This is a genomic window from Haemophilus sp. oral taxon 036 (assembly GCF_002998595.1).
Lineage (GTDB): Bacteria > Pseudomonadota > Gammaproteobacteria > Enterobacterales > Pasteurellaceae > Haemophilus > Haemophilus haemolyticus_K.
On the sequence record NZ_CP027235.1, the window covers coordinates 173,015 to 196,915 of the forward strand.

The following is a 23,901-nucleotide window of genomic DNA, read 5'->3' on the forward strand; positions in this document are numbered from 1 at the left end:
GTTATTTTTCCAAATGCGCTAATCCAAATTGATACAAAGCATTCTTCTTATAACCATACAACTCAGCAACAATAGCAGCCGCTTTTTTTAGCGGTAATTCTTCTGCAATTAATTCAAGTGCCTTCACCGCTTGTGGAGAAATTTCCTCGTTATTGTCAGACTTTGGTTTGCCTTCCACAATCAAAACCATCTCGCCTTTTGTACGATTGGTATCTTCTAAAAGCCATTCTCGTAAATTTTTAATACTATTACCCGTAATTGTTTCCCAAGTTTTAGTAATTTCACGAGCTAACACAATATATCGTTCTTTCCCTAACACCGATTGCATATCTTCTAGCGTATCTAAAATACGGTGAGTGGATTCATAAAAAATCAAAGTGCGGTCTTCCTCTGCGATATTTTCTAATTTATCTTTGCGAGCTTTACTTTTCGCAGGTAAAAAACCTTCAAAACAAAATCTATCAGAAGCAATCCCCGATGCGCAAAGTGCGGTAATTGCCGCACAGGCTCCTGGCAAAGGAACAACACGAATGCCGGCTTCACGGCATTGGCGTACTAAATGAAAACCAGGATCACTAATTAATGGCGTTCCTGCATCAGAAATCAAAGCAATATAGCTACCTTGCTTGAGTTTCTCCACCAAAATATGCGCTTTTTCTTGTTCATTGTGATCATGCAAAGCAAAAAAGGGCTTTTTGATACCGTAATGGCTTAATAAAAGGCCACTATGACGGGTATCTTCTGCGGCAATTAAATCCACTTGCGCAAAAGTATCTAAAGCGCGCTGGGTAATATCCTGTAAATTGCCAATTGGTGTGGCAACAATGTATAAAATTCCGGTTAAATCAGTCATTTTTGTTTGCTTTTAAGTTATGAGATAAGTAAGATCTGCCACAACTATTGTCTGTTCATGATGGAGCGAGAATGTCTATTCTATTACAAGGCGGACGTTTTAAAAAACGTTTAATGCCAATTTTATTGTCAATGGCCTTAGCTGGCTGTTCAAATCTACTTGGCAGCAGTTTTACGCAAACTTTACAACAAGATGCGAATGCAAGTTCTGAATTTTATATGAATAAATTAGGACAAGCACAAGAACTTGAAGATCAACAAACCTATAAATTGCTCGCGGCTCGCGTGTTAATCAGTGAAAATAAAGTTGAACAATCAGAAGCTTTATTAAGTGAGTTAGGTGAATTAAATGATGCGCAAAAATTAGATCGAGCATTAATTGAAGCGAGAATTTCTGCTGCAAAAAATGCCAATGAAGTCGCGCAAAATCAATTACGTGCATTGGATTTAAATAAATTAAGCCCGTCACAAAAATCTCGTTATTACGAGACCTTAGCGGTTGTTGCTGAAAACCAAAAAGATATCATTGAGGCCGTCAAAGCTCGGATAAAAATTGATGAAAATTTAACAGATGTACAACGTCGTCAAGATAATGTTGATAAAACTTGGGCATTGTTACGTTCAGCAAATACTGGCGTAATCAATAATGCTTCAGATGAAGGCAACGCAGCTTTAGGTGGTTGGTTAACCTTAATTAAAACCTACAATGATTATATTCGTCAACCCGTTCAATTAAGCCAAGCATTACAAAGTTGGAAAAATGCTTATCCAAATCATGCAGCCGCAACGTTGTTCCCTAAAGAATTGCTTACATTGCTGAATTTCCAACAAACGAATGTGTCACAAATTGGTTTATTATTGCCATTAAGTGGAGACGGACAAATTCTTGGTACCACCATTCAATCGGGTTTCAACGATGCGAAAGGTAACTCAACTATTCCAGTGCAAGTATTTGATACCTCAATGAATTCTGTACAAGATATCATTGCGCAGGCAAAACAAGCAGGTATTAAAACGTTAGTGGGTCCATTACTAAAACAAAATCTTGATGTGATTTTAGCGGATCCAGCACAAATTCAAGGTATGGATGTGCTTGCATTAAATGCTACACCAAATTCTCGTGCAATTGCTCAACTTTGCTATTATGGACTTTCACCAGAAGATGAAGCTGAGTCAGCAGCCAATAAAATGTGGAATGATGGAATTCGTAGTCCACTTGTTGCAATGCCACAAAATGATTTAGGGCAACGAGTAGGTAATGCCTTTAACGTACGTTGGCAACAACTTGCTGGCGTCGATGCGAATGTTCGTTATTATAATCTACCTGCTGATGTCACCTACTTTTTACAACAAAATGGTGAAAATACAACCGCACTTTATGTGGTCGCCAACCCAGATGAACTGGTCGAAATGAAAGGCTATTTAACGAATAGTGCACCAAATTTACGCATTTATGCGAGCTCACGCTCAAGCTCCAATGCTACAAGCAGCAATCCAGAGTTTGTCGCTCAAATGAATGGTGTTCAATTTAGTGATATTCCATTTTTTAAAGAAACTAATTCACCACAATATCAAAAACTCGCTAAAACAACTGGCGGTGAATATCAATTAATGCGTTTATATGCAATGGGTGCAGATGCTTGGTTACTCATCAACCAATTTAATGAATTGCGCCAAGTACCAGGATATCGCTTAAGTGGTTTAACTGGTGTTTTAAGTGCAGGTACAAATTGTAATGTTGAACGTGATATGACTTGGTATCAATATCAAAATGGTGCAATTGTACCGGTCGCAAACTAATGTTTTCTTTAAAACGTCAACAAGGGGCGAGCTTTGAGCATCAAGCTCGCCTTTTTTTAGAATCAAAAGGCTTAAAATTTATTGCGGCTAATCAAAATTTCAAATGTGGTGAACTTGATCTTATTATGAATGACAAAGGAACCATCGTTTTTGTTGAAGTTCGCCAGCGTTCTAATCATGCCTTTGGCTCGGCAATAGAAAGTGTAGATTGGCAAAAACAACAAAAATGGTTGGATGCAGCAAATTTATGGCTTTCAAAACAAAACATGAGTTTAGAAGACGCCGATTGTCGTTTTGATTTAATCGCCTTTGGCAAAACGTCCCAAGATATTCAATGGATTCCTAATTTTCTCGATTAATGGCTTTTTATGATGTTACAAAAAGTAAAAGATATTTATAGCGAAAGTATTCAAATTCAAATTGCTGCATCTAGTATGCTTTCGGAAAATATTGCTAACGCTACCCAAATGGTGATGCAATGTTTGCTAGGTGGCAATAAAGTGATCGCTTGTGGTGTGTCACGCTCTTATGCCAATGCACAGTTTCTCGTATCTAACTTACTTAATCGATACGATTTGGCAAGACCAAGTTTTCCCTCTGTTCTATTAAGTTTAGAAAGTGCGGTGGGTTCTTCTCTTGTTTTTGAACACTCGCCTGAGGAATTATATTGTCATCAATTTAATGCCGTTGCCAAACCAGGTGACTTACTTATTGCTTTTGCACCTTTGGGAACAGAAAAAATTGTACTAAACACTATTTCTCATGCAGTAAATAAAGAAATTAATGTCATTGCACTCACTGGCTCTAATAACGATGCAATTCAAGGAATTTTAGCTGATAGTGATTTAGAAATATCGATTCCAGCAACCAAAGAAAGCCGGGTCTTAGAAAACCATCTTTTTGTTATCAATGCTCTTTGTGAATTAGTTGACCATACGTTTTTCCCAGGTGCTTGACAGCACAATAAATCAATTTCAAACTAGCAGTAATTTAATCTCAAAAGGAGTTAATTATGACATTATCCCCGTTAAAAAAACTGGCTATCGTGCTTAGCACAACATTCTTTTTACAAGGCTGTATCGTTGCCGCTCTAGGTGGTGGCGCAGCAGCAGCTAAAGTCGGTACCGATCCTCGAACAGCTGGCACACAAGTTGATGACGAAACACTCGAATTCAAAGTCGAAAATGCCGTTGAAAAAGATGCTCAAATCAAAACTGAAGGTCGTATAAATGCAGTGTCTTACAATGGTCGAGTACTTTTAATCGGTCAAGTTCCTAATAGTGGTGTAAAAGACACTGCCGCAGATCTTGCAAAAGGCGTTGAAGGTGTCAATGACATTTATAACGAGCTGACTGTTGGCCCGAAAATCTCTTTTGCACAAATCAGCAAAGACAGTTGGATTACCACTCAAGTTAAATCAAAAATGTTAGTCGATGATCGAGTGAAAGCAACCGATGTTAAAGTTATTAGCGAAAATGGAGAAGTTTTCCTACTCGGTACAGTGACTCACGCTCAAGCTGATGCCGCTGCAGATATTGCAAGTAAAATCAGTGGCGTGCAAAAAGTAATTAAAGTTTTCAAATATCTCAACTAATCTTTAAAGTGCGGTAAAAATTCAACGAATTTCAACCGCACTTTTCTCATTTTTACAAGTAAAAAATTTGATTTTTTTGCTCTTCGAAAAAACCGTTTATTTTTAAATAGGTTACCTATTGTCAATAATTCAAGCAAAAAATTTATTGCTTGATCTCTAGCAAAAAACACATTACCTTGTGCGTAATTTTATTAAAAACACTATATCTTGTGTTTAACATTGCCATAATAACAAGGGTCGTATAATGAATAAAAGCTTAATGGTAACCAAGCGTGATGGCACGCAGGAACAAATCAATCTTGATAAAATCCACCGTGTTATTACATGGGCAGCAGAAGGTCTAGACAATGTATCTGTTTCCCAAGTTGAGCTTCGCTCACACATTCAATTTTATGAAGGCATTCGTACTTCAGACATTCACGAAACCATTATTAAAGCAGCCGCAGATTTAATCAGCAAAGATACGCCTGATTATCAATTTTTAGCTGCTCGCTTAGCGATTTTCCATTTACGTAAAAAAGCCTACGGTCATTTTGATCCCCCTCGTTTATACGATCACGTCAAAAAATTAGTGCGCATGGGAAAATACGATCACGCCTTGTTGGATGATTACACCCGTGAAGAATGGGACACAATGGACGGATTCATCGACCATTGGCGTGATATGACGTTCTCTTATGCTGCCGTAAAACAATTAGAAGGTAAGTATTTAGTTCAAAACCGTGTGACGGGTGAAATCTACGAATCAGCACAATTCCTCTATTTACTAGTTGCCGCTAGTTTATTCTCTAAATATCCAAAAGAAACCCGTTTGGATTATGTACAACGTTTCTACGATGCAACATCAACCTTCAAAATCTCCTTACCAACGCCAATTATGGCTGGAGTTCGCACACCAACTCGTCAGTTCAGCTCTTGCGTATTAATTGAATGCGATGACAGCTTAGATTCAATCAATGCAACGGCATCAGCTATTGTGAAATATGTTTCACAACGTGCGGGGATTGGTATTAATGCAGGTGCAATTCGTGCACTAGGCAGTGAGATTCGTGGCGGTGAAGCATTTCATACGGGTTGTATTCCATTCTATAAATATTTCCAAACTGCAGTGAAATCTTGCTCACAGGGTGGCGTTCGTGGCGGTGCTGCCACACTTTATTACCCTATTTGGCACTTAGAAGCAGAAAGCTTACTTGTGTTAAAAAATAACCGTGGTGTAGAAGACAACCGCGTTCGTCATATGGATTATGGCGTTCAATTAAACAAATTAATGTATCAACGCTTAATTAAAGGCGGCGAGATTACTTTATTCAGTCCATCAGATGTACCTGGACTTTATGAAGCATTCTTTGCGGATCAAGACAAATTTGAAGAACTGTATGTAAAATACGAACAAGATCCAACTATTCGCAAACGCACCGTTAAAGCCGTTGAGATTTTCTCTTTATTAATGCAAGAACGTGCATCAACAGGTCGTATCTACATTCAAAACGTAGACCACTGTAATACTCACTCTCCGTTTGATCCACAAGTGGCACCAGTTCGCCAATCTAACTTATGTTTAGAAATCGCATTACCAACGAAACCACTTCAGCACATTAATGATGAAAATGGAGAAATCGCACTTTGTACGCTTTCCGCATTTAACTTAGGTAAGATTGAAAACTTAGATGAATTAGAAGAACTTGCCGATCTTGCAGTGCGTTCACTTGATGCATTATTAGATTATCAAGATTACCCTGTGGTGGCTGCAAAACGTAGTTCACTTGCTCGTCGTTCATTAGGTATCGGTGTAATTAACTATGCTTATTATCTTGCGAAAAATGGTGTTCGTTATTCTGATGGTTCAGCTAACGATTTAACTCACCGCACTTTTGAAGCCATTCAATACTATTTATTGAAAGCCTCTATGAACTTAGCAAAAGAGCAAGGTGCTTGCGAATACTTCAATGAAACCACTTATGCAAAAGGCATTTTACCTATTGATACCTATAAGAAAGATTTAGATGCCTTAACCCAAGAGCCATTACATTATGATTGGGAAAGCTTGCGTAAAGATATTCAAGAATTTGGTTTACGTAACTCAACATTAACCGCCTTAATGCCATCAGAAACCTCATCGCAAATTTCTAATGCGACTAATGGTATTGAGCCACCGCGTGGACATGTAAGTATTAAAGCATCAAAAGATGGCATCCTAAAACAAGTTGTACCTGAATACGAAAACTTAAGCGACAACTACGAATTACTTTGGGATATTCCAAGTAATGACGGCTACTTACATTTAGTCGGTATTATGCAAAAATTCGTAGACCAAGCAATCTCTGCCAACACCAACTACGATCCGAAACGTTTTGAAGACGGTAAAGTACCAATGAAAGTGTTGTTAAAAGATCTTTTAACCGCTTATAAATATGGCTTAAAAACCCTTTACTATCAAAACACCCGTGATGGCGCTGAAGATGCTCAAGAAGATCTTGATGATGGCTGTGCTGGTGGGGCGTGTAAGATTTAAATTAGACATTGCTTTCTATTCTTGTAGGGTGGGCTTTAGCCCACCAAAACTTTCTTATTAAAATGGTGGGCTAAAGCCCACCCTACGATGTGGAGACCCAAAATGGCATACACTACTTTCTCACAAAACAAAAACGACCAATTAAAAGAACCGATGTTCTTTGGTCAAAACGTTAACGTTGCGCGTTACGATCAACAAAAATATGAGACGTTTGAAAAGCTCATTGAAAAACAACTTTCTTTCTTCTGGCGTCCGGAAGAAGTGGATGTGTCACAAGACCGTATCGATTATGCTGCGTTGCCTGAGCATGAAAAGCACATTTTCATCAGTAACTTAAAATATCAAACCTTATTAGATTCTATTCAGGGTCGTAGTCCAAACGTAGCATTGTTACCGTTGGTGTCAATTCCGGAATTAGAAACCTGGATTGAAACTTGGACATTCTCTGAAACCATCCACTCTCGTTCTTACACGCACATTATTCGTAACATTGTAAACGATCCATCTATCGTATTTGATGACATCGTAACTAACGAAGAAATCATCAAACGTGCGCGTGATATTTCTTCTTACTACGATGATTTAATTCGTGATAGCCAACTTTATAGCCTATATGGCGAAGGTACTTACACGGTTGATGGTAAAGAATGTGTGGTGACACTACGTAATCTGAAAAAACAACTTTACCTTTGCTTAATGAGCGTGAACGCCCTTGAAGCCATTCGTTTCTACGTATCCTTCGCTTGCTCCTTTGCCTTTGCTGAACGTCAATTAATGGAAGGTAATGCGAAAATTATTAAATTTATCGCTCGCGATGAAGCGTTGCACTTAACCGGTACGCAGCACATTTTAAACATCATGGCAGCAGGTCAAGACGATCCGGAAATGGCAGAAATTGCAGAAGAATGCAAACAAGAAGCCTATGATTTATTCTTAGCCGCAGCGGAACAAGAAAAAGACTGGGCGGATTATTTGTTTAAAGACGGTTCTATGATCGGTTTGAACAAAGATATTTTAGTGCAATACGTGGAATACATTACCAATATCCGTATGCAAGCTGTTGGTCTTCCATTACCATTTGGTGCGCGTTCTAACCCAATTCCATGGATTAACGCATGGTTGGTTTCTGACAATGTGCAAGTGGCGCCACAAGAAGTGGAAGTAAGTTCTTACCTTGTTGGTCAAATTGATTCCAAAGTAGATACCAAGGATTTTGGCGATTTTGATTTATAAAATGTTTAGAATCTAGAATCACTTCATATAAAAGGCCCCGCAATTAATAACGGGGCCTAATTTATATTTCATTTATCCATTACTCTTGCTGAGCCTTTACTGCCGCATACGCTACCATATTAATAATTCGGCGAACGGATGCACTCGGATTAAGAATATGCGCAGATTTATTCATACCCATTAAGATTGGGCCAACGGTAATTGCCGTAGTGGTGCCGCGTAATAAGCTATAACTAATACGTGATGAGCTCAAATCAGGGAACACCAATAAATTTGCACTTCCTTTTAATGGACTATCAGGCATGACTTCTCTTCTGTGTGCTTCATTCATTGCTAAATCGCCACGCATTTCACCATCAATCATTAAGTGTGGATTGCGCTCATTTACCATATACAATACTTCGCGCATTTTTAGTGCCCCCAATGAATTCGATGAGCCAAAGTTAGAATGAGAAAGTAATGCAATAGCAGGTTCAATACCAAAACGATGAATTTCTTCCGCTGCCATTAACGTAATCTCTGTAAGCTCTTCCGCTGTTGGGTTAGTATTTACATGAGTATCGGTTAAAAATACATTTCCTGTTGGTAATACAAGACTATTTAATGCAGCCGCAACTTTAACGCCATCTTTTAACCCAATAATATCCTTAATAGATGCTAAATGTTTACCATAAGAACCAAATAAACCACATACCAAGCCATCAGCATAGCCCAGACTCACTAAAGTAGATGCTAGCACAGTTGTATTAGAACGCACGACACGTTTTGCGATTGCAGGTGTAATGCCTTTACGTTTAGTAAGTTCGTAGTAATGTTTCCAACATTCTTCATAGCGAGGATTATCTTCGTTATCCACAATTTCAAAATCAACACCCGCAGTTAAACGCAAACCAAGTTTTTTAATTTTTTCTTCAATCACACTGCGGCGACCAATTAAGATTGGATTTGCCAAGCCCATTGAAATCACTTCTTGGGTTGCATGCAATGCTTTATTTTCTTCCCCTTCCGCTAAAATAATCCGTTGTTTTGCCGCTTTTGCTTGACTAAAAATAGGACGCATAAACAAGCTAGTTTTGTAAACAAACTGAGTTAGTTTTTCAACATAAGCATCCCAATTTTGAATTGGACGAGTTGCCACACCAGATTCCATTGCGGCTTTTGCTACCGCTGGTGCAATACGCACAATTAAGCGAGGATCGAATGGACGAGGAATCACATAATCGGCACCAAAAGTCGCGCCTTCACCGCCGTAAGCAGAGGTTACAACTTCATTTTGCTCTTCTAATGCAAGATCAGCAATGGCATAAACTGCCGCACGTTTCATTTCTTCATTAATAGTGGTTGCGCCCACATCTAATGCACCACGGAAAATAAATGGGAAACAAAGCACGTTATTTACTTGGTTTGGATAATCGGAACGGCCTGTACATACAATCGCATCAGGACGAACGGCTTTCGCTTCTGGCGGGGTAATTTCAGGATTTGGATTAGCTAAAGCAAGAATAATTGGATGCGCAGCCATGGTTTTCACCATATCTTGTGTAAGTGCACCAGCCGCAGAACAACCTAAGAAAATATCTGCATTTGGAATCGCATCGCCAAGTTTACGCCAGCCATTATCTTCAATTGCATAATCTTTTTTGGTTTGATCCATTTTGTCATCACGGCCTTTATATACCACGCCTTTCGAATCGCAAACCGTGATATTTTCACGTTTCATACCTAAAGAAAGCAATAAGTTCAAGCACGCGATAGATGCAGCTCCCGCACCAGACGCAACAAGTCGAACATCTTCAATTTTTTTACCTACAATACGAAGAGAATTGATGATCGCGGCAGCACTGATGATCGCTGTACCATGTTGGTCATCATGGAATACAGGAATATTCATTCTCTCACGCAATTTTTGTTCAATATAGAAACATTCTGGTGCTTTAATATCTTCTAAATTGATCCCACCGAAAGTCGGCTCTAACGAGGCAATAATATCGACAAGTTTATCGGGATCATGTTCATTCACTTCAATATCAAATACGTTGATGCCCGCGAATTTTTTGAACAATACGCCCTTCCCTTCCATTACAGGTTTGCCCGCAAGCGCGCCAATATTACCAAGACCAAGTACCGCTGTACCATTAGAAATAACAGCGACCAAATTTCCACGCGCCGTATATTTGTAAGAGGCTGCAGGATCTTTTTCAATTTCTAAACAAGGCTCAGCCACACCTGGTGAATAAGCTAAAGCCAGATCGCGTTGTGTTGCTAATGATTTTGTTGGGGTAACTTCGATTTTTCCAGGAATTGGAAACTCGTGGAAATCCAAGGCTGCTTGACGTAATTGTTCACTCATAATAAATGCTCCATTTTATTGAAACAGGATTGAAATATTACGTCAATTATAGCGGTTTTTTATTCAAAAAATTGTGACAGACTGCAAATTTTCACAAAATCATTACAAAATTTTTTGATGCGAGACATTAGCTAGACTTTTCATTTTTCAGCAAAAAAGGTAGGATTTTCACAAGAGAATCATAGAGGATAATAAAATGAATCCATTTCAAAAACTTAAAAGTGCGGTGAATAAATGTCAAAGATTTTTTATCAATCGTTCATTACAACGTAAATTGACTAACCAAGGCATGACTGTCATTTCTGCCAATTGCGTGGGGGCTTTTATCTTACATGATTTGCACCAGCCGTTTAATTCGCCATTTGTGAACCTCTATCTCTCACCACAGGATTTTTTGCGTTATTTACAAAATATGGATTTCTACCTCACTCAACCTCTTACATTTGTACAAACAGAAAAAAGTTATCCACTGGGAAAACTTGCCGATCTTGAAATTCATTTTATGCACTATCACAGTGAGCAAGAAGCCAGTGAAAAATGGCAACTTCGCACGTCACGAATGAATTTAGACAATCTTTTTATTATCATGACAGATCGAGATGGTGTAACCGAAAAAGACATTCAACTTTTTGATCAACTCCCTTTCAAACATAAAGTAATTTTTACTCACAAGCCCTACCCTACTTTTAAATCGGCTTATTATATAAAAGGCTTCGAGAAGCAAAATCAGGTGGGGGATATTTTTGAATTTTCTGGCTGGAATGGGAAAAAATATTACGATCAATTCGATTACGTGAAGTGGTTTAATCAAGCTTAATCGATAAAGGCTGCATTGCAGCCTTTTTTGTTTCGTTCTAAAAGCAAAAACCTGTACAATGCCTAGCGAATTTTAATAAGAGAAAACATAATGAGATTAGATAAATTTATTGCTGAAAATACGGGATTAACTCGTTCTCAAGCAACAAAAGCGATCCGCCAAAGTGCGGTAAAAATTAATGGTGAAATTGTCAAAAGTGGCTCGGTACAAATTTCACAAGAAGACGAAATTTATTTTGAAGATGAATTATTAACTTGGGTGGAAGAAGGTCAATATTTTATGTTGAATAAACCACAAGGCTGTGTTTGCTCTAATGATGACGGCGACTATCCAACTATTTATCAATTTTTTGATTACCCTTTAGCGGGAAAATTACATAGCGCGGGTCGCTTAGATGTGGATACGACAGGTCTCGTATTGCTTACCGATGATGGACAATGGTCACATCGCATCACTTCGCCAAAACATCATTGTGAAAAAATCTATTTGGTGACATTAGCTGATCCCGTAGAAGAAAATTATGCTGCAGCTTGTGCGGAAGGCATTTTATTACGCGGAGAAAAAGAGCCTACTAAACCAGCAAAATTAGAAATCTTAGATGATTACAATGTGAATCTGACGATTTCTGAAGGTCGCTATCATCAAGTAAAACGTATGTTTGCTGCACTTGGGAATAAAGTCGTTGGATTACATCGCTGGAAAATTGGGGAGGTAGTGTTGGATGAATCCTTAGATGAAGGTGAATACCGCCCATTGACTCAAAACGAAATCGAAAGTTTGGTGAAATAAGATGAGTCAGCAAAAATCTACTTTTATCTTTATTCTTACGCTCGGCATTCTCTCCATGCTACCGCCTTTTGGCGTGGATATGTATTTGCCGTCTTTTTTAGAAATTGCGAAAGATCTCGGCGTGAGTCCAGAGCAAGTGCAACACACGCTCACCTCTTTTGCTTATGGCATGGCGTTTGGTCAGCTTTTCTGGGGGCCTTTTGGTGATAGTTTTGGACGAAAACCGATCATTTTGCTCGGTGTCATTGTGGGCGCATTAACAGCTTTAGTGCTCACCGAAATAAATTCAGTCGGAAATTTCACCGCACTTCGTTTTGTGCAAGGTTTCTTTGGTGCCGCACCTGTTGTGCTTTCAGGTGCATTATTACGTGATTTATTTAGTAAAGATCAGCTATCTAAAGTAATGTCCACCATCACGTTAGTGTTTATGCTTGCACCTTTAGTTGCGCCAATTATTGGTGGTTACATCGTTAAATTTTTCCATTGGCATGCGATTTTTTACGTTATTTCGCTTGTGGGATTATTAGCCGCAGCATTAGTCTTTTTCATCATTCCAGAAACACATAAAAAAGAAAATCGTATTCCGCTGCGCTTAAATATTATCGCGCGCAATTTCCTTCTGCTTTGGAAGCAAAAAGAAGTGCTCGGCTATATGTTTGCCGCCTCTTTTGGATTTGGCGGGTTGTTTGCTTTTGTGACTGCAGGATCAATTGTCTATATCGGCATTTATGGGGTTCCCGTCGATCAGTTCGGTTACTTCTTTATGATCAATATCGTTACGATGATCTTTGCCTCCTTTTTGAATAGCCGATTTGTCACTAAAGTGGGCGCAGAAACAATGTTACGGATAGCCCTCACAATTCAATTCCTTTCTGGAATGTGGCTAATTTTGACCGCACTTTTAGATCTCGGTTTTTGGCCAATGGCAATTGGCGTTGCCTTTTTCGTCGGTCCAAACCCGGTGATTTCATCAAATGCAATGGCATCAGCTTTAGAAAGATGTCCTCAAATGGCGGGAACCGCAAATTCTTTGATTGGCAGCGTACGTTTTGCTGTGGGCGCAATTATGGGAAGTCTGGTCGCGTCAATGAAAATGGATACTGCCGCTCCAATGCTCTTTACTATGGGGGCATGTGTCGCGATTTCCGTGTTGGCATATTACTTTCTAACCAGCCGAAATCTTAAAAAATCTGTGGGTAAATAGCTCACAATTCATCATAGTTCCCTCAATGTTAGTGAGGGAACATTAATTTCTAACGTTTTGAGCCTAAATAAATCGCAAATAAAGTGAGCAATGCACCAAGCAATGCACTGCATTACTGCACCGTAAATGACAACTAATCCCCAATCCTGCCATGTTGTTGGATAAAGATTGTTTGAATTGAAAATTAAAGATGGGACAAGTAGCACTAAAGCACCTGTCAAACTGATAATTAACATCAATGGAAATAATGCCGTTTGCTCTTCTTGATGAACTTTTTTCACCATCACCATAGAACCAGCCAACATTACCGCTGAAATTAAACCAATCACAATGCCATAAATTCCGTCAATATTATGATGTAACTCTTCGACAGAAATTAACGCTACGCCAACTATCGCCAAAAACAAATTTAATATTTGTAGTTTGCTTTGACGTTCTGCAAAAAAGACAAAACCAATGGCAGCCAAACAAAAAATTTGCAAGCTATTTAATAAGGTAGAAATGCCTGGGCCGACGGTGTAAATACTTTCATGCCAAAAGGCAAGATCAAACGCTAAAAACACCCCAGAAAGTGCTGCGAAAAATAAAGCCTTTTTACTTTTGGGAAAATGTTGGCGTTTTAGTTTCATTAAAAAATAGAAAATGCCCGATGCAATTAATAATCGCCAAAAAGCAATTGCATAAGCACCGACAGGCACAAACTTAACAATCAAGCTACCTAATCCAAATAAAATACAGCCTACCACTAACATCAAAGAGGCAATATTATTTTGCTTCTCCATTAAGCAAAGACCATCCATAACGGCAAGCAAACCGCAATAAATAATAGGATAAATAAACTATTGGCAGATAATTCCCACTTTTGGAAACTATGCAGAATCAAAATAGCCGCAATAACAAAATGGCAAACAAAATAAATGATGTAAGCGAAAATACTGTCAGAATCAACCGCACTTTCCATGCCATTTAAAAGTAAAAATAAGAACATAGCCAAAGCATTTAAGGCGAGCAATATAATCATGGCTAAGGGCAACAATGCAATAAAACCTTGTAAACGATTTCGTGCAATAACAAGCGCAAGATTTGCCAAAATCACTCCCGCTAAAATCTGCGCAAACGGGTTATATTCAGCAAAATCGCTTGCAGGAAGCACGGTAAAAATCATTAAATAACTCAAGCAACCTAAACCCGCAATTAATGCAGCCATCAATAAAAAACTGTTACGGATTTTTTCAGTTTTTGGTTGTTTCCAAATAAAATACACGACAGAAAGACCACATACGCTCATCACGTTAGTAAGCGTGTGATTATTCTGTAATAGGCTTATCAGCAACCACACCGCCCAATAAATAGCAAAAGTCAGATTAACTTTGATTAAACGACCACGTTGTCCTGGGCAAATTTCGCCTCGATAAAAAACCAATAAAGAAATTAACTGTGCAACCAGCACGCCGACACCTAAATGGGGCATTGTTTGCTTTTCAGATTGCAAAGAAAAAATAAATAGATCGATGCCAAGCACCATTGAGATCGATAATACCGCAAGCAATGCCGCGATATATTTAGAAGATTGTTCTGACATAATTTTGACGTCTGAAAAAATAATGCGCCATTATGCTAAAAATTCATTAAATTTTAAAGTAGAATGAAACCAATTATAACCGCACTTAGGTACATGAATGTTACTTAGTATTTTATATATCATCGGTATCACCGCTGAAGGAATGACTGGTGCACTTGCGGCAGGTCGTGAAAAAATGGATATTTTTGGCGTGATAATTATTGCATCCGTTACTGCCATTGGTGGCGGCTCTGTGCGTGATGTACTACTTGGACATTACCCTCTCGGCTGGGTTAAGCATCCAGAATATTTTTTAATGGTGGCAAGTGCAGCGGTGATTACCGTATATGTCGCGCCATTCATCAATCATTTTATGCGCTATTTCCGCACTATTTTCTTGGTGCTCGATGCGATGGGGTTAGTGGTGTATTCCATTATTGGTGCACAAATTGCGATGGATATGGGACATAGCCTCACCATTGTAAGCATTGCAGGCTGTATTACAGGTGCCTTTGGCGGGGTTCTACGCGATATGCTATGCAATCGAATTCCTCTCGTATTCCAAAAAGAACTCTACGCCAGCATTGCGCTATTTGCCACGCTGACTTATTACGCATTAAGCACACTTCAAGTAGAACATACACTTGCCGTATTACTCACGCTTATTAGTAGCTTTACTTTACGTCTTTTAGCTATTCATTTTGAATGGGGGTTGCCGGTGTTTAATTACCAAGAACTCACATCGGAAGAACAAGATAAGCTGCCAAATAAAAAGAAATAAATAAAATAAAGGGAATAACTATGTTAGAACAAATGGGTAAACAAGCCAAAGATGCAGCATTTATCTTGGCTCAACTCACCACTGCTGAAAAAAATCGTGCATTATCCATTATTGCAGAACAACTAGAACAACAAGCACCGCTTATCTTAGCCGAAAACGCAAAAGATATTGAACTTGCTAAACAAAATGGATTATCAGATGCTTTGATTGATCGCCTACTGCTCACGCAAGAACGTTTACAAGGCATTGCTAATGATGTACGCCACGTTATTTCTCTGGCAGATCCAGTGGGTAAAATCATAGATGGCGGTACACTGGATAGCGGACTTAAAATCGAACGCGTACGCACTCCGCTCGGCGTCATTGGCACAATTTATGAAGCTCGCCCAAATGTGACCATTGATGTGGCAAGTCTTTGCCTCAAAACGGGTAATGCAGTAATTTTACGCGGCGGTAAAGAAACGCAGTTTTCTAACAAAATTCTAATCGAAGTTGTACAAAATGCTTTAGAGCAAGCCGGCTTACCAAAATTTGCAGTGCAAGCCATTACCGATCCAAACCGTGAACTCGTTATGCAATTATTAAAACTGGATCGCTATGTGGATATGATTATTCCTCGTGGTGGTGCGGGTTTACATGAATTGTGTAAACAACATTCAACTATTCCAGTTATTGTGGGTGGTGTGGGTGTTTGCCATACTTTCGTTGAAGAAAGTGCGGATCAAAATAAAGCAATTTTTGTTATTGATAACGCCAAAACACAACGTCCCAGCACCTGTAACACATTAGAGACTTTATTAGTTCAACATTCTATTGCTGAAGAATTTTTACCTAAACTCGTGTCTCACCTTTCCGCTAAAAACGTAAAATATCATGCAAAATCCACCGCACTTAATATATTGAAACAAGCGGGTGCGAATGTCTGCAAAGTGACAGAAAAAGAATTACGCGAAGAATGGGGATCATTGGATTTAAATGTCGTTATTGTGGAAGATATTCATGCCGCTATTGAGCATATCCGCCAATATGGCACACAACATTCTGAAAGTATTTTAACTTCCTCACAAAACCTAGCACGTCAATTTATTAATCAAATCGATGCCGCTGCCGTTTATGTGAATGCAAGCACACGATTTACTGATGGCGGACAATTTGGATTAGGTGCAGAAGTTGCCGTGAGTACCCAAAAACTTCACGCTCGTGGCCCAATGGGATTAGAAGCATTAACAAGTTATAAATGGGTTTGTGAGGGGGACTATACTGTACGTGGATAATGCGTTCTGAATAAATAAAGATCAAGCTATAGCTAAACTGGATGAATACTCTCTACGTCTAGTTTAGCGTCAAACTCTTTCTGTAAAAGTAGAATTTTATTGTCTTGTTGAAGTGCGGCTCTCGCTTGCTCCCGTAAGGTTTGATAAATATTACGGCGATATTCCATCGGCGTGGTGACAGAGCTGTCATCAATGTTAATTTTTATATGAATAGCCTTGCCTTGAAGTTTACTCAATGCTTCAGTTAAATGCTTGATACTTCTCTCTTGGCGTAGATGGGATTTTTCTGAATGTAATCCAAGATTGATTTCATCATCAGTTTTACTTTGCAAGAAACAATTTAACGCTAATTCTTTGCTAAATCCGGTTACCCCTGAACGTTCCACTATATCAGCCCACTCATCTTGTTGTTGAGTTTGGGTAATGATTTTTAAACGTAATTCAGGCGTAATATCTTTCAAAATAGCCTGTTTTATATCGGAAGGACGAACGCCTGTATCGGCTTTAGCAAGCTCTGGATTACTCCATTCCCAACGATAAGTCTCTGCATCTAAAATCTCCCGTTCTTCCTGCATTATTTCGGCATTATCCTCCATAGAATTTTCAACAATAGCTACGTCTTTAGCCATACTAGCTATTTGAGGAGAAAAAGAGGAAAGTTTTTCATTTTTTAATTTTGGTGCAGACATTTCGCGCATAGGAAGTGCGGTCATTTTTTTATTCGATTTTTCTTCGTCTAGTTCTTGGATGTGATGTAAAGTCTCACTTACTGCAGCTAATGATTCGGCTTTGTGTTCTTGACGTTCTTGGTTTTCGAGTTGTGTTAAATGTTCAAGCGCATCTAAAGCCGAAAAACTTGCCAAATTTGGAATGCCTGTTTTATTTGATTTTGCTTGAGAATAAGCTGATTTGATACTTTGCGACAGTACTGGCACATCGACATAATTACCTGTATTTTCAACCGCACTTGGAGTTGATGGCGGTGGAGTAATTGTAGTGTTAGCCTTTGGTACTGCCGTAAGGAACTTTGGGTGGAATGCCAATGCCCTCAATAATGTCATTTCTGTGCCAATACGACGGTTTGGCGCATTTGATAAGTCTTTTCTACCAGAAACAATCACTTGATAAAAAAACTGAACATCTTCTGGAGAGATATGTTTGGCTAAAAATGAAAAATGTTCATTGTCATCTGAAGATTTTTGTGGAAGAAGTTGCATGAGTGCAATTTGATGTAATTTTTCTGCACATTCACCAAGTAATTTATCCCAATCACCTGCCGCATCTGCAACTTTTTGCAGTGTTCGCATTAAGAGTTCACCATTACCTTGGTGTAAAGCGTATAAAATGTCAATAGAATAGTTATCATCAAGCAACCCTAACATATTGCTTACAACACTATTAGTAACTTGTCGGTTGCCCATTGCAATGGCTTGATCGGTTAAACTTAAGCTATCACGAATACTTCCTTGCGCTGCTTTTGCAAGTTTAACTAATGCAGGCTCTTCAAAAGGAATATTTTCTTGCGTCAGAATATGGGCAAGATGCTGGGAGATTTGGGTTTCATCTAATGCTTTGAGATGAAATTGTAAACAGCGAGAAAGAATAGTTACAGGTAATTTTTGTGGATCCGTTGTCGCAAGTAAGAATTTTACATATTCGGGTGGTTCTTCCAAAGTCTTGAGCAATGCATTAAATGAATGACGAGATAGCATATGGACTTCATCGATTAAGTAAACCTTAAATCTGCCCACAACTGGTTTATATTGCACGTTATCTAATAATTCGCGCGTGTCTTCAACTTTTGTGCGTGATGCTGCATCAATTTCAATTAAATCAATAAAATTACCTTGCTCAATCGCTTTACAATTTTCACATTCACCGCAGGGTGTTGCGGTTACACCATGTACACAATTTAATCCTTTTGCAAACAATCGAGCAATAGAGGTTTTCCCTACACCACGGGTGCCTGAAAAGAGGTAAGCGTGATGTAGTCGATTATCTTTTAATCCATTTGCTAATGCCGTAATAATGTGTTCTTGCCCAACAACATCAGCAAATGTTTTTGGCCGCCACTTTCTGGCTAAGACTTGATAGCTCATCGAATCCTTAATTAATGACCTTCAAAATTGACGAGTGTATAGCAATCAACGCCCAAATTATTTAAGCGTTTTTCGCCACCTAATTCAGGTAAATTAATCACAAATGCAGCGTGTTTTACTACTCCACCTAAACGTTGTACTAATTTTACCGTCGCTTCAACGGTGCCGCCTGTTGCTAATAAATCATCAATGATTAAAACATTGTCACCTTCTGAAATTGCATCAATGTGCATTTCCAAAGTATCTTGACCATATTCTAATTGATAAGATTGAGAAATAGTTTCACGTGGTAATTTTTTAGGTTTACGTACTAATTCGAAAGGTAAATCTAGTGCTAGGGCAACGGGTGCGCCAAAAATAAAACCACGAGATTCAGTTCCAAGCACTTTGGTAAGTCCTTTGTCACGATATTGTTCCACAATAAGATCTATTGTTGCTTTAAAAGCTGATGGAACTTCTAAAAGGCTGGTAATGTCACGAAAGATAATGCCTTCTTTTGGATAGTTAGGAATTGATTTGATAGAAGATTTTATTAAATCAAGTTGTGTAGTCATAAATATTGCTCACAAAGTGCGGTTAAGAAAATAAATATTTTTGGATAGGCATTCTATCATAAAAACGCAAAAAATATGCGTCACACCAAAATTTCATACAATCAACGTTGAATTTAAATAAAGTATAACGCATATCTGTATTTAACGTTTTTATAAAAACTAAATTTCCAATAATAATCTTGTTGGGTCTTCCAATAATTCTTTAATTGTCACTAAGAAACCAACAGATTCACGGCCATCAATTAAACGATGATCGTAAGATAAAGCAAGATACATCATCGGACGAATCACAACTTGACCATTAAGCGCAATCGGACGTTCTTTAATTGCATGCATTCCTAAAATAGCACTTTGTGGTGGATTGATAATTGGAGTAGACATAAGAGAACCAAATACACCGCCATTTGTAATAGTAAAATTGCCGCCAGTGAGATCTTCTACAGTCAATTTTCCATCACGACCTTTTTCAGCTAATGCTTTAATTTGTTTTTCGATCTCTGCCATACTGAGCTTATCACAATCGCGAAGCACTGGTGTGACTAATCCACGCGGGGTAGAAACCGCAATACTAATATCAAAATAGTTATGGTAAACAACATCATCACCATCAATAGAAGCATTAACCTCAGGATAACGTTTTAATGCTTCCACAACAGCTTTGATATAAAAAGACATAAATCCTAAACGAACACCATGCTGTTTTTCAAATTTTTCGCCGTAGGTTTTGCGCAAAGTCATTATCGGCTGCATATCCACTTCATTGAAAGTGGTAAGCATCGCCGTACTGTTTTTGGCCTCAAGTAAACGTTCAGCAATACGTTTACGTAACCGGGTCATTGGCACACGTTTTTCAGAACGTGCACTATAAGCTACCGTACTAATTGTATTTTGCTCAGTGGCAGCGTCTTGTTTTGCTTGCAGTGCTTGTCGTTTTGCAATTTCACGTTCAATATCTTCACGTGTTAAACGGCCGCCCACGCCCGAACCTTGAATTTGATCTGCTTGTAAATCATGTTCTGCTAATAAACGACGAATCGCAGGGCCTTGATCCGCATTATGATTATGACTATTTTCAATCGCTGCATGTTGACGATCAGATGGTGTAGGTTCATTCGTTGCTTTTAACGTCGCGGAACTGACATCCCCTTCTTGAGCCGTAGAAATTTTTCCTAGCAGCTGTTTACTCACCACAGTTTCGCCCTCAGCTTGAACAACTTCTGCCAGTACGCCATCAGAAAGTGCGGGTACTTCTAGCACAACTTTATCCGTTTCAATTTCTACAATAACTTCATCACGTTTCACTGTATCGCCTACTTTTTTATGCCAAGTAGCAACGGTTGCATCCGCAACTGATTCAGGTAGGTCTGGAACAAGAATTTCAATGGTCATTTTATTTTTCCTTATCTCTTAAAGTGCAACTTATTGCACAGAATTACTCTTTACTTTTTATCCAGGATGCAACAAGTACACCTGTAAATTTATAAAAATATCTTAATTTTTAACCGCACTTTATAGGGTTAACGCATCTTCCACTAACTGTTTTTGCTGTTTAGTGTGAAGAGACATATAACCCACGGCAGGCGAAGCTGAAGCTGGACGCCCTGCATATTTGAGTTTAACGGATTCTGGAATTGCTGATTCAAAATTATGTTTGCTGCAATACCAAGCCCCTTGGTTAAGTGGTTCTTCTTGGCACCATACATAATCCGTGACATGTGCATAAGGCTCAAGCGCTTTCTTCACATCTTCATGTGGGAATGGATAAAGCTGCTCAATACGAATAATCGCAACATCTTTCTGATTATTCGCACGACGTTGTTCAAGTAAATCGTAATAAACTTTACCTGAACACATTACCACACGTTTTACATCTTTAGGATCAAGCTCGTCAATTTCTCCAATTACAGTTTGGAAAGCTCCATTAATCAACTCATCTAAACTGGATACAGCCAATGGATGGCGTAACAAAGATTTTGGAGAAATGGCAATCAATGGACGGCGCATTTTACGTAAAGATTGACGGCGCAACATATGGTACACCTGTGCTGGCGTTGATGGCACGCAGACCTGCATATTTTGTTCAGCACAAAGTTGCAAATAACGTTCAAGACGGGCGGAAGAATGTTCTGGGCCTTGTCCCTCATAGCCATGAGGCAATAACATAACTAAACCACACATTCTGCCCCATTTTTGTTCGCCGGAGCTAATAAATTGGTCGATAACAATTTGTGCACCATTAGCAAAATCGCCAAATTGAGCTTCCCAAATGGTTAAAGTTTTTGGATCCGTTGTTGCATAGCCATATTCAAAAGCAAGTACGGACTCTTCTGAAAGTACAGAATCCCATACTTCAAAACGACCTTGGTTAGCATGTAGATGTGTCAATGGTACATACCCCGTACCATCATTTTGATTATGCACCACGGCATGACGATGGAAAAAGGTTCCGCGCCCTGCATCTTCACCTGATAAACGGACATTAACACCTTCATCAAGTAAGGTTGCATAAGCCATGGTTTCAGCCATCCCCCAGTCGAGCAATTTTTCGCCTTGATACATTGCTTTACGATCATTATAGATTTTTTCTACACGAGGATGAGCGCGTAAACTTTCTGGGTATTCACACACTCGTTTAGCAAGCGTTAAAAAACGTTCCTGTGAAAATTTGCTTTCATACGGCGCAGTCCAATCATAGTTGAGATATTGCAACCAATCCATTTTTGCCGTATCCATTTCTCGCCATTCAGATACGACTCGATCACCATTATCTAGCGCATCGCGATAATCATTCGCCATCTCGGTGACTTGTTCTTCAGTCATCACGCCTTCTGAAACTAAGCGATCTGCATAAACTTTACGCGGTGTAGGATGTTTTTTGATGATGCTATACATCATTGGCTGAGTAGCTAATGGTTCATCAGCTTCGTTATGACCATGACGGCGATAAGAAATCAAATCAATAAAAATATCTCGTTTGAATAAATTACGATATTCCACCGCCATACGCGCAGCAAAAGCAACCGCTTCAGGATCATCACCATTAACGTGAATAATCGGCGCTTGAATCATTTTCGCAATATCGGTGCAATACTCTGTGGAACGTGTGTCATTAGGATTAGATGTCGTAAAACCAATTTGGTTATTAATCACGATACGAATGGTACCGCCCACACTATAACCACGGGCATTTGACATATTCAATGTTTCTTGAACAACACCCTGCCCAGCCACAGCTGAATCGCCATGTACAGTAATAGCAAGCACTTGGTTACGCTCTGTATCATTCATACGAGTTTGACGAGATCGAACAGAACCCACAACCACAGGGCTTACAATTTCCAAATGAGACGGATTAAATGCCAAAGTTAAGTGCACTCGCTTATCGTCCACTGCGAAATCAGAAGAAAAACCTTGATGATATTTCACATCTCCCGTACGCTCACTCGAATGTTTGCCCGCAAATTCATCAAATAAATCCTCTGGCTTCTTACCTAATACATTCACGAGCATATTCAAACGACCACGATGTGCCATTCCCATCACCACATCAGTCACACCTTGACGACGAGCATGGCGAATAATTTCTTTCATCAACGGAATAAACGCATCACTTCCCTCTAAAGAAAAGCGTTTTGCCCCTGGGAATTTTGCACCTAGATAACGCTCTAAACCGTCTGCGGCGGTAAGTTCACGAAGAAAATTGACACGTTCCTCTGATGTAAAAAGCGGTTTCTCTAATACACTTTCCATCTTGCTCTGGAGCCAAGTTTTCTGCGCCATATCTTGCACATGCATAAACTCCAAACCAATTGAGCCACAATATGTCTCTTTCAACATTTGAGCTAACTCACCAAGCTTAATGGTATCGCGTTTGTAAACGTAATGATTAATATTGAAGGTTTCGTTGAGATCTTGTTCAGTAAAACCGTGATGACGATAATCTAATTCAGGGACGGAAGATACTTTCCAACGATAATAATTGAGGGGATCGAGATTAGCCTCTAAATGGCCACGAAAACGATAGGCATTGATAAATTGTAGAACTTTCACCAATTTTGCACCAGCAGCAGGATCTATCACTGTCACCGCTTCATTATGATTTTCTCTTGCCAAACGACGAAAATAATCTCGAACTGGTGTATGAGGCTGTTCAAGTGCGGTCATTTTTGGTAAAGAATCAAAAGTGGCTCGCCAGCTTTCCTCCACCGACTGCGGATCACTCAAATAGCTTTCATAAAGTTCTTCTATATAAGATTGATTTGCACCGCCTAATGCTGTGCTAGCTAACCAATCATCAAACGCCTTGTTTTGCTGCATAATTACCTCTTTATTATGATTATTTGGAACGATATTTTTCGATCCATTTTTTTATTTATTATACATAGGATTGAAAAGGAAATAAGCCTCTTATTAGAAATTGTTACAGATTTGTGATCTGGCTCAAATGTTTAATTAATGACTTGGTTTAGTTAAATGAA

The 23,901-nt window shown here is 38.9% G+C and carries 19 protein-coding genes; 11 read left to right on the plus strand and 8 right to left on the minus strand.

Annotation, left to right across the window (positions count from 1 at the left end):
• Position 1 precedes the first annotated feature (1 nt).
• The gene (rsmI, locus tag C3V42_RS00910; RefSeq protein WP_106013331.1) at positions 2 to 853 is read right to left on the minus strand and encodes a 16S rRNA (cytidine(1402)-2'-O)-methyltransferase; all 852 of its coding nucleotides are present in this window, start codon (positions 851 to 853) and stop codon (positions 2 to 4) included.
• Between the two features lie 71 nt (positions 854 to 924).
• Here rsmI and C3V42_RS00915 point away from each other — a divergent pair, with 71 nt between their 5' ends.
• The 6 genes from C3V42_RS00915 to nrdB all read left to right on the plus strand — a co-directional run bounded on the left by C3V42_RS00915 (position 925) and on the right by nrdB (position 7,994).
• Positions 925 to 2,652, plus strand: a complete 1,728-nt coding sequence (locus tag C3V42_RS00915; RefSeq protein ID WP_106013332.1) for a penicillin-binding protein activator — start codon at positions 925 to 927, stop codon at positions 2,650 to 2,652.
• A complete protein-coding gene (locus C3V42_RS00920) occupies positions 2,652 to 3,011 on the plus strand; it encodes a YraN family protein (RefSeq protein ID WP_106013333.1) in 360 nt (119 codons plus the stop codon). Before C3V42_RS00915 ends, C3V42_RS00920 begins: the two co-directional genes overlap by 1 nt.
• A 12-nt stretch (positions 3,012 to 3,023) precedes the next feature.
• Entirely contained in the window at positions 3,024 to 3,608 is a 585-nt protein-coding gene (locus C3V42_RS00925; RefSeq protein WP_106013334.1) for an SIS domain-containing protein, read from the plus strand.
• Positions 3,609 to 3,664: 56 nt separating this feature from the next.
• Positions 3,665 to 4,246 (plus strand): division/outer membrane stress-associated lipid-binding lipoprotein, encoded by a 582-nt coding sequence (gene dolP / locus C3V42_RS00930; RefSeq protein WP_106013335.1) that lies wholly within the window; start codon positions 3,665 to 3,667, stop codon positions 4,244 to 4,246.
• Positions 4,247 to 4,490: 244 nt separating this feature from the next.
• Entirely contained in the window at positions 4,491 to 6,761 is a 2,271-nt protein-coding gene (gene nrdA / locus C3V42_RS00935) for a class 1a ribonucleoside-diphosphate reductase subunit alpha (protein WP_106013336.1), read from the plus strand.
• 102 nt (positions 6,762 to 6,863) lie between these two features.
• The gene (nrdB, locus tag C3V42_RS00940; RefSeq protein ID WP_065264663.1) at positions 6,864 to 7,994 is read left to right on the plus strand and encodes a class Ia ribonucleoside-diphosphate reductase subunit beta; all 1,131 of its coding nucleotides are present in this window, start codon (positions 6,864 to 6,866) and stop codon (positions 7,992 to 7,994) included.
• A 79-nt stretch (positions 7,995 to 8,073) separates the two neighbouring features.
• Here the strand turns inward: nrdB and C3V42_RS00945 are convergent, their stop codons facing one another.
• Positions 8,074 to 10,344, minus strand: coding sequence for an NADP-dependent malic enzyme (locus C3V42_RS00945; RefSeq protein ID WP_106013337.1), 2,271 nt, complete (start codon positions 10,342 to 10,344; stop codon positions 8,074 to 8,076).
• Between the two features lie 196 nt (positions 10,345 to 10,540).
• Here C3V42_RS00945 and C3V42_RS00950 point away from each other — a divergent pair, with 196 nt between their 5' ends.
• The 3 genes from C3V42_RS00950 to C3V42_RS00960 all read left to right on the plus strand — a co-directional run bounded on the left by C3V42_RS00950 (position 10,541) and on the right by C3V42_RS00960 (position 13,154).
• On the plus strand, positions 10,541 to 11,161 hold the full coding sequence (locus tag C3V42_RS00950; protein ID WP_106013338.1) for a DUF1919 domain-containing protein: 621 nt from the start codon (positions 10,541 to 10,543) through the stop codon (positions 11,159 to 11,161).
• Positions 11,162 to 11,251: 90 nt separating this feature from the next.
• On the plus strand, positions 11,252 to 11,950 hold the full coding sequence (rsuA, locus tag C3V42_RS00955) for a 16S rRNA pseudouridine(516) synthase RsuA (protein WP_106013339.1): 699 nt from the start codon (positions 11,252 to 11,254) through the stop codon (positions 11,948 to 11,950).
• Between the two features lies 1 nt (position 11,951).
• Positions 11,952 to 13,154 carry a Bcr/CflA family multidrug efflux MFS transporter gene (locus tag C3V42_RS00960; RefSeq protein WP_106013340.1) on the plus strand — a complete coding sequence of 401 codons (1,203 nt, stop codon included), beginning with the start codon at positions 11,952 to 11,954 and terminating at the stop codon, positions 13,152 to 13,154.
• An 11-nt stretch (positions 13,155 to 13,165) separates the two neighbouring features.
• Here the strand turns inward: C3V42_RS00960 and C3V42_RS00965 are convergent, their stop codons facing one another.
• Positions 13,166 to 13,936: a DMT family transporter gene (locus tag C3V42_RS00965; RefSeq protein WP_106013341.1), complete on the minus strand. Its 771-nt coding sequence runs from the start codon at positions 13,934 to 13,936 to the stop codon at positions 13,166 to 13,168.
• Positions 13,936 to 14,736: a hypothetical protein gene (locus tag C3V42_RS00970; RefSeq protein WP_106013342.1), complete on the minus strand. Its 801-nt coding sequence runs from the start codon at positions 14,734 to 14,736 to the stop codon at positions 13,936 to 13,938. Before C3V42_RS00970 ends, C3V42_RS00965 begins: the two co-directional genes overlap by 1 nt.
• Before the next feature lie 97 nt (positions 14,737 to 14,833).
• On the opposite strand from C3V42_RS00970, the gene C3V42_RS00975 reads away from it, so the two are divergent.
• Together C3V42_RS00975 and proA are read left to right on the plus strand one after the other, a co-directional pair.
• A complete protein-coding gene (locus C3V42_RS00975; RefSeq protein WP_005634779.1) occupies positions 14,834 to 15,496 on the plus strand; it encodes a trimeric intracellular cation channel family protein in 663 nt (220 codons plus the stop codon).
• 20 nt (positions 15,497 to 15,516) lie between these two features.
• The gene (gene proA, locus C3V42_RS00980) at positions 15,517 to 16,770 is read left to right on the plus strand and encodes a glutamate-5-semialdehyde dehydrogenase (RefSeq protein WP_106013343.1); all 1,254 of its coding nucleotides are present in this window, start codon (positions 15,517 to 15,519) and stop codon (positions 16,768 to 16,770) included.
• A 32-nt stretch (positions 16,771 to 16,802) separates the two neighbouring features.
• On the opposite strand, the gene dnaX is transcribed toward proA, so the two are convergent.
• The 4 genes from dnaX to sucA form a co-directional block, all read right to left on the minus strand.
• A complete protein-coding gene (gene dnaX / locus C3V42_RS00985; RefSeq protein WP_106013344.1) occupies positions 16,803 to 18,869 on the minus strand; it encodes a DNA polymerase III subunit gamma/tau in 2,067 nt (688 codons plus the stop codon).
• Positions 18,870 to 18,880: 11 nt separating this feature from the next.
• Positions 18,881 to 19,423, minus strand: a complete 543-nt coding sequence (gene apt / locus C3V42_RS00990) for an adenine phosphoribosyltransferase (protein ID WP_106013345.1) — start codon at positions 19,421 to 19,423, stop codon at positions 18,881 to 18,883.
• Positions 19,424 to 19,582: 159 nt separating this feature from the next.
• The gene (gene odhB / locus C3V42_RS00995; RefSeq protein WP_106013346.1) at positions 19,583 to 20,812 is read right to left on the minus strand and encodes a 2-oxoglutarate dehydrogenase complex dihydrolipoyllysine-residue succinyltransferase; all 1,230 of its coding nucleotides are present in this window, start codon (positions 20,810 to 20,812) and stop codon (positions 19,583 to 19,585) included.
• Positions 20,813 to 20,932: 120 nt separating this feature from the next.
• Positions 20,933 to 23,740: a 2-oxoglutarate dehydrogenase E1 component gene (gene sucA, locus C3V42_RS01000; protein ID WP_106013347.1), complete on the minus strand. Its 2,808-nt coding sequence runs from the start codon at positions 23,738 to 23,740 to the stop codon at positions 20,933 to 20,935.
• Between the last annotated feature and the right edge of the window lie 161 nt (positions 23,741 to 23,901).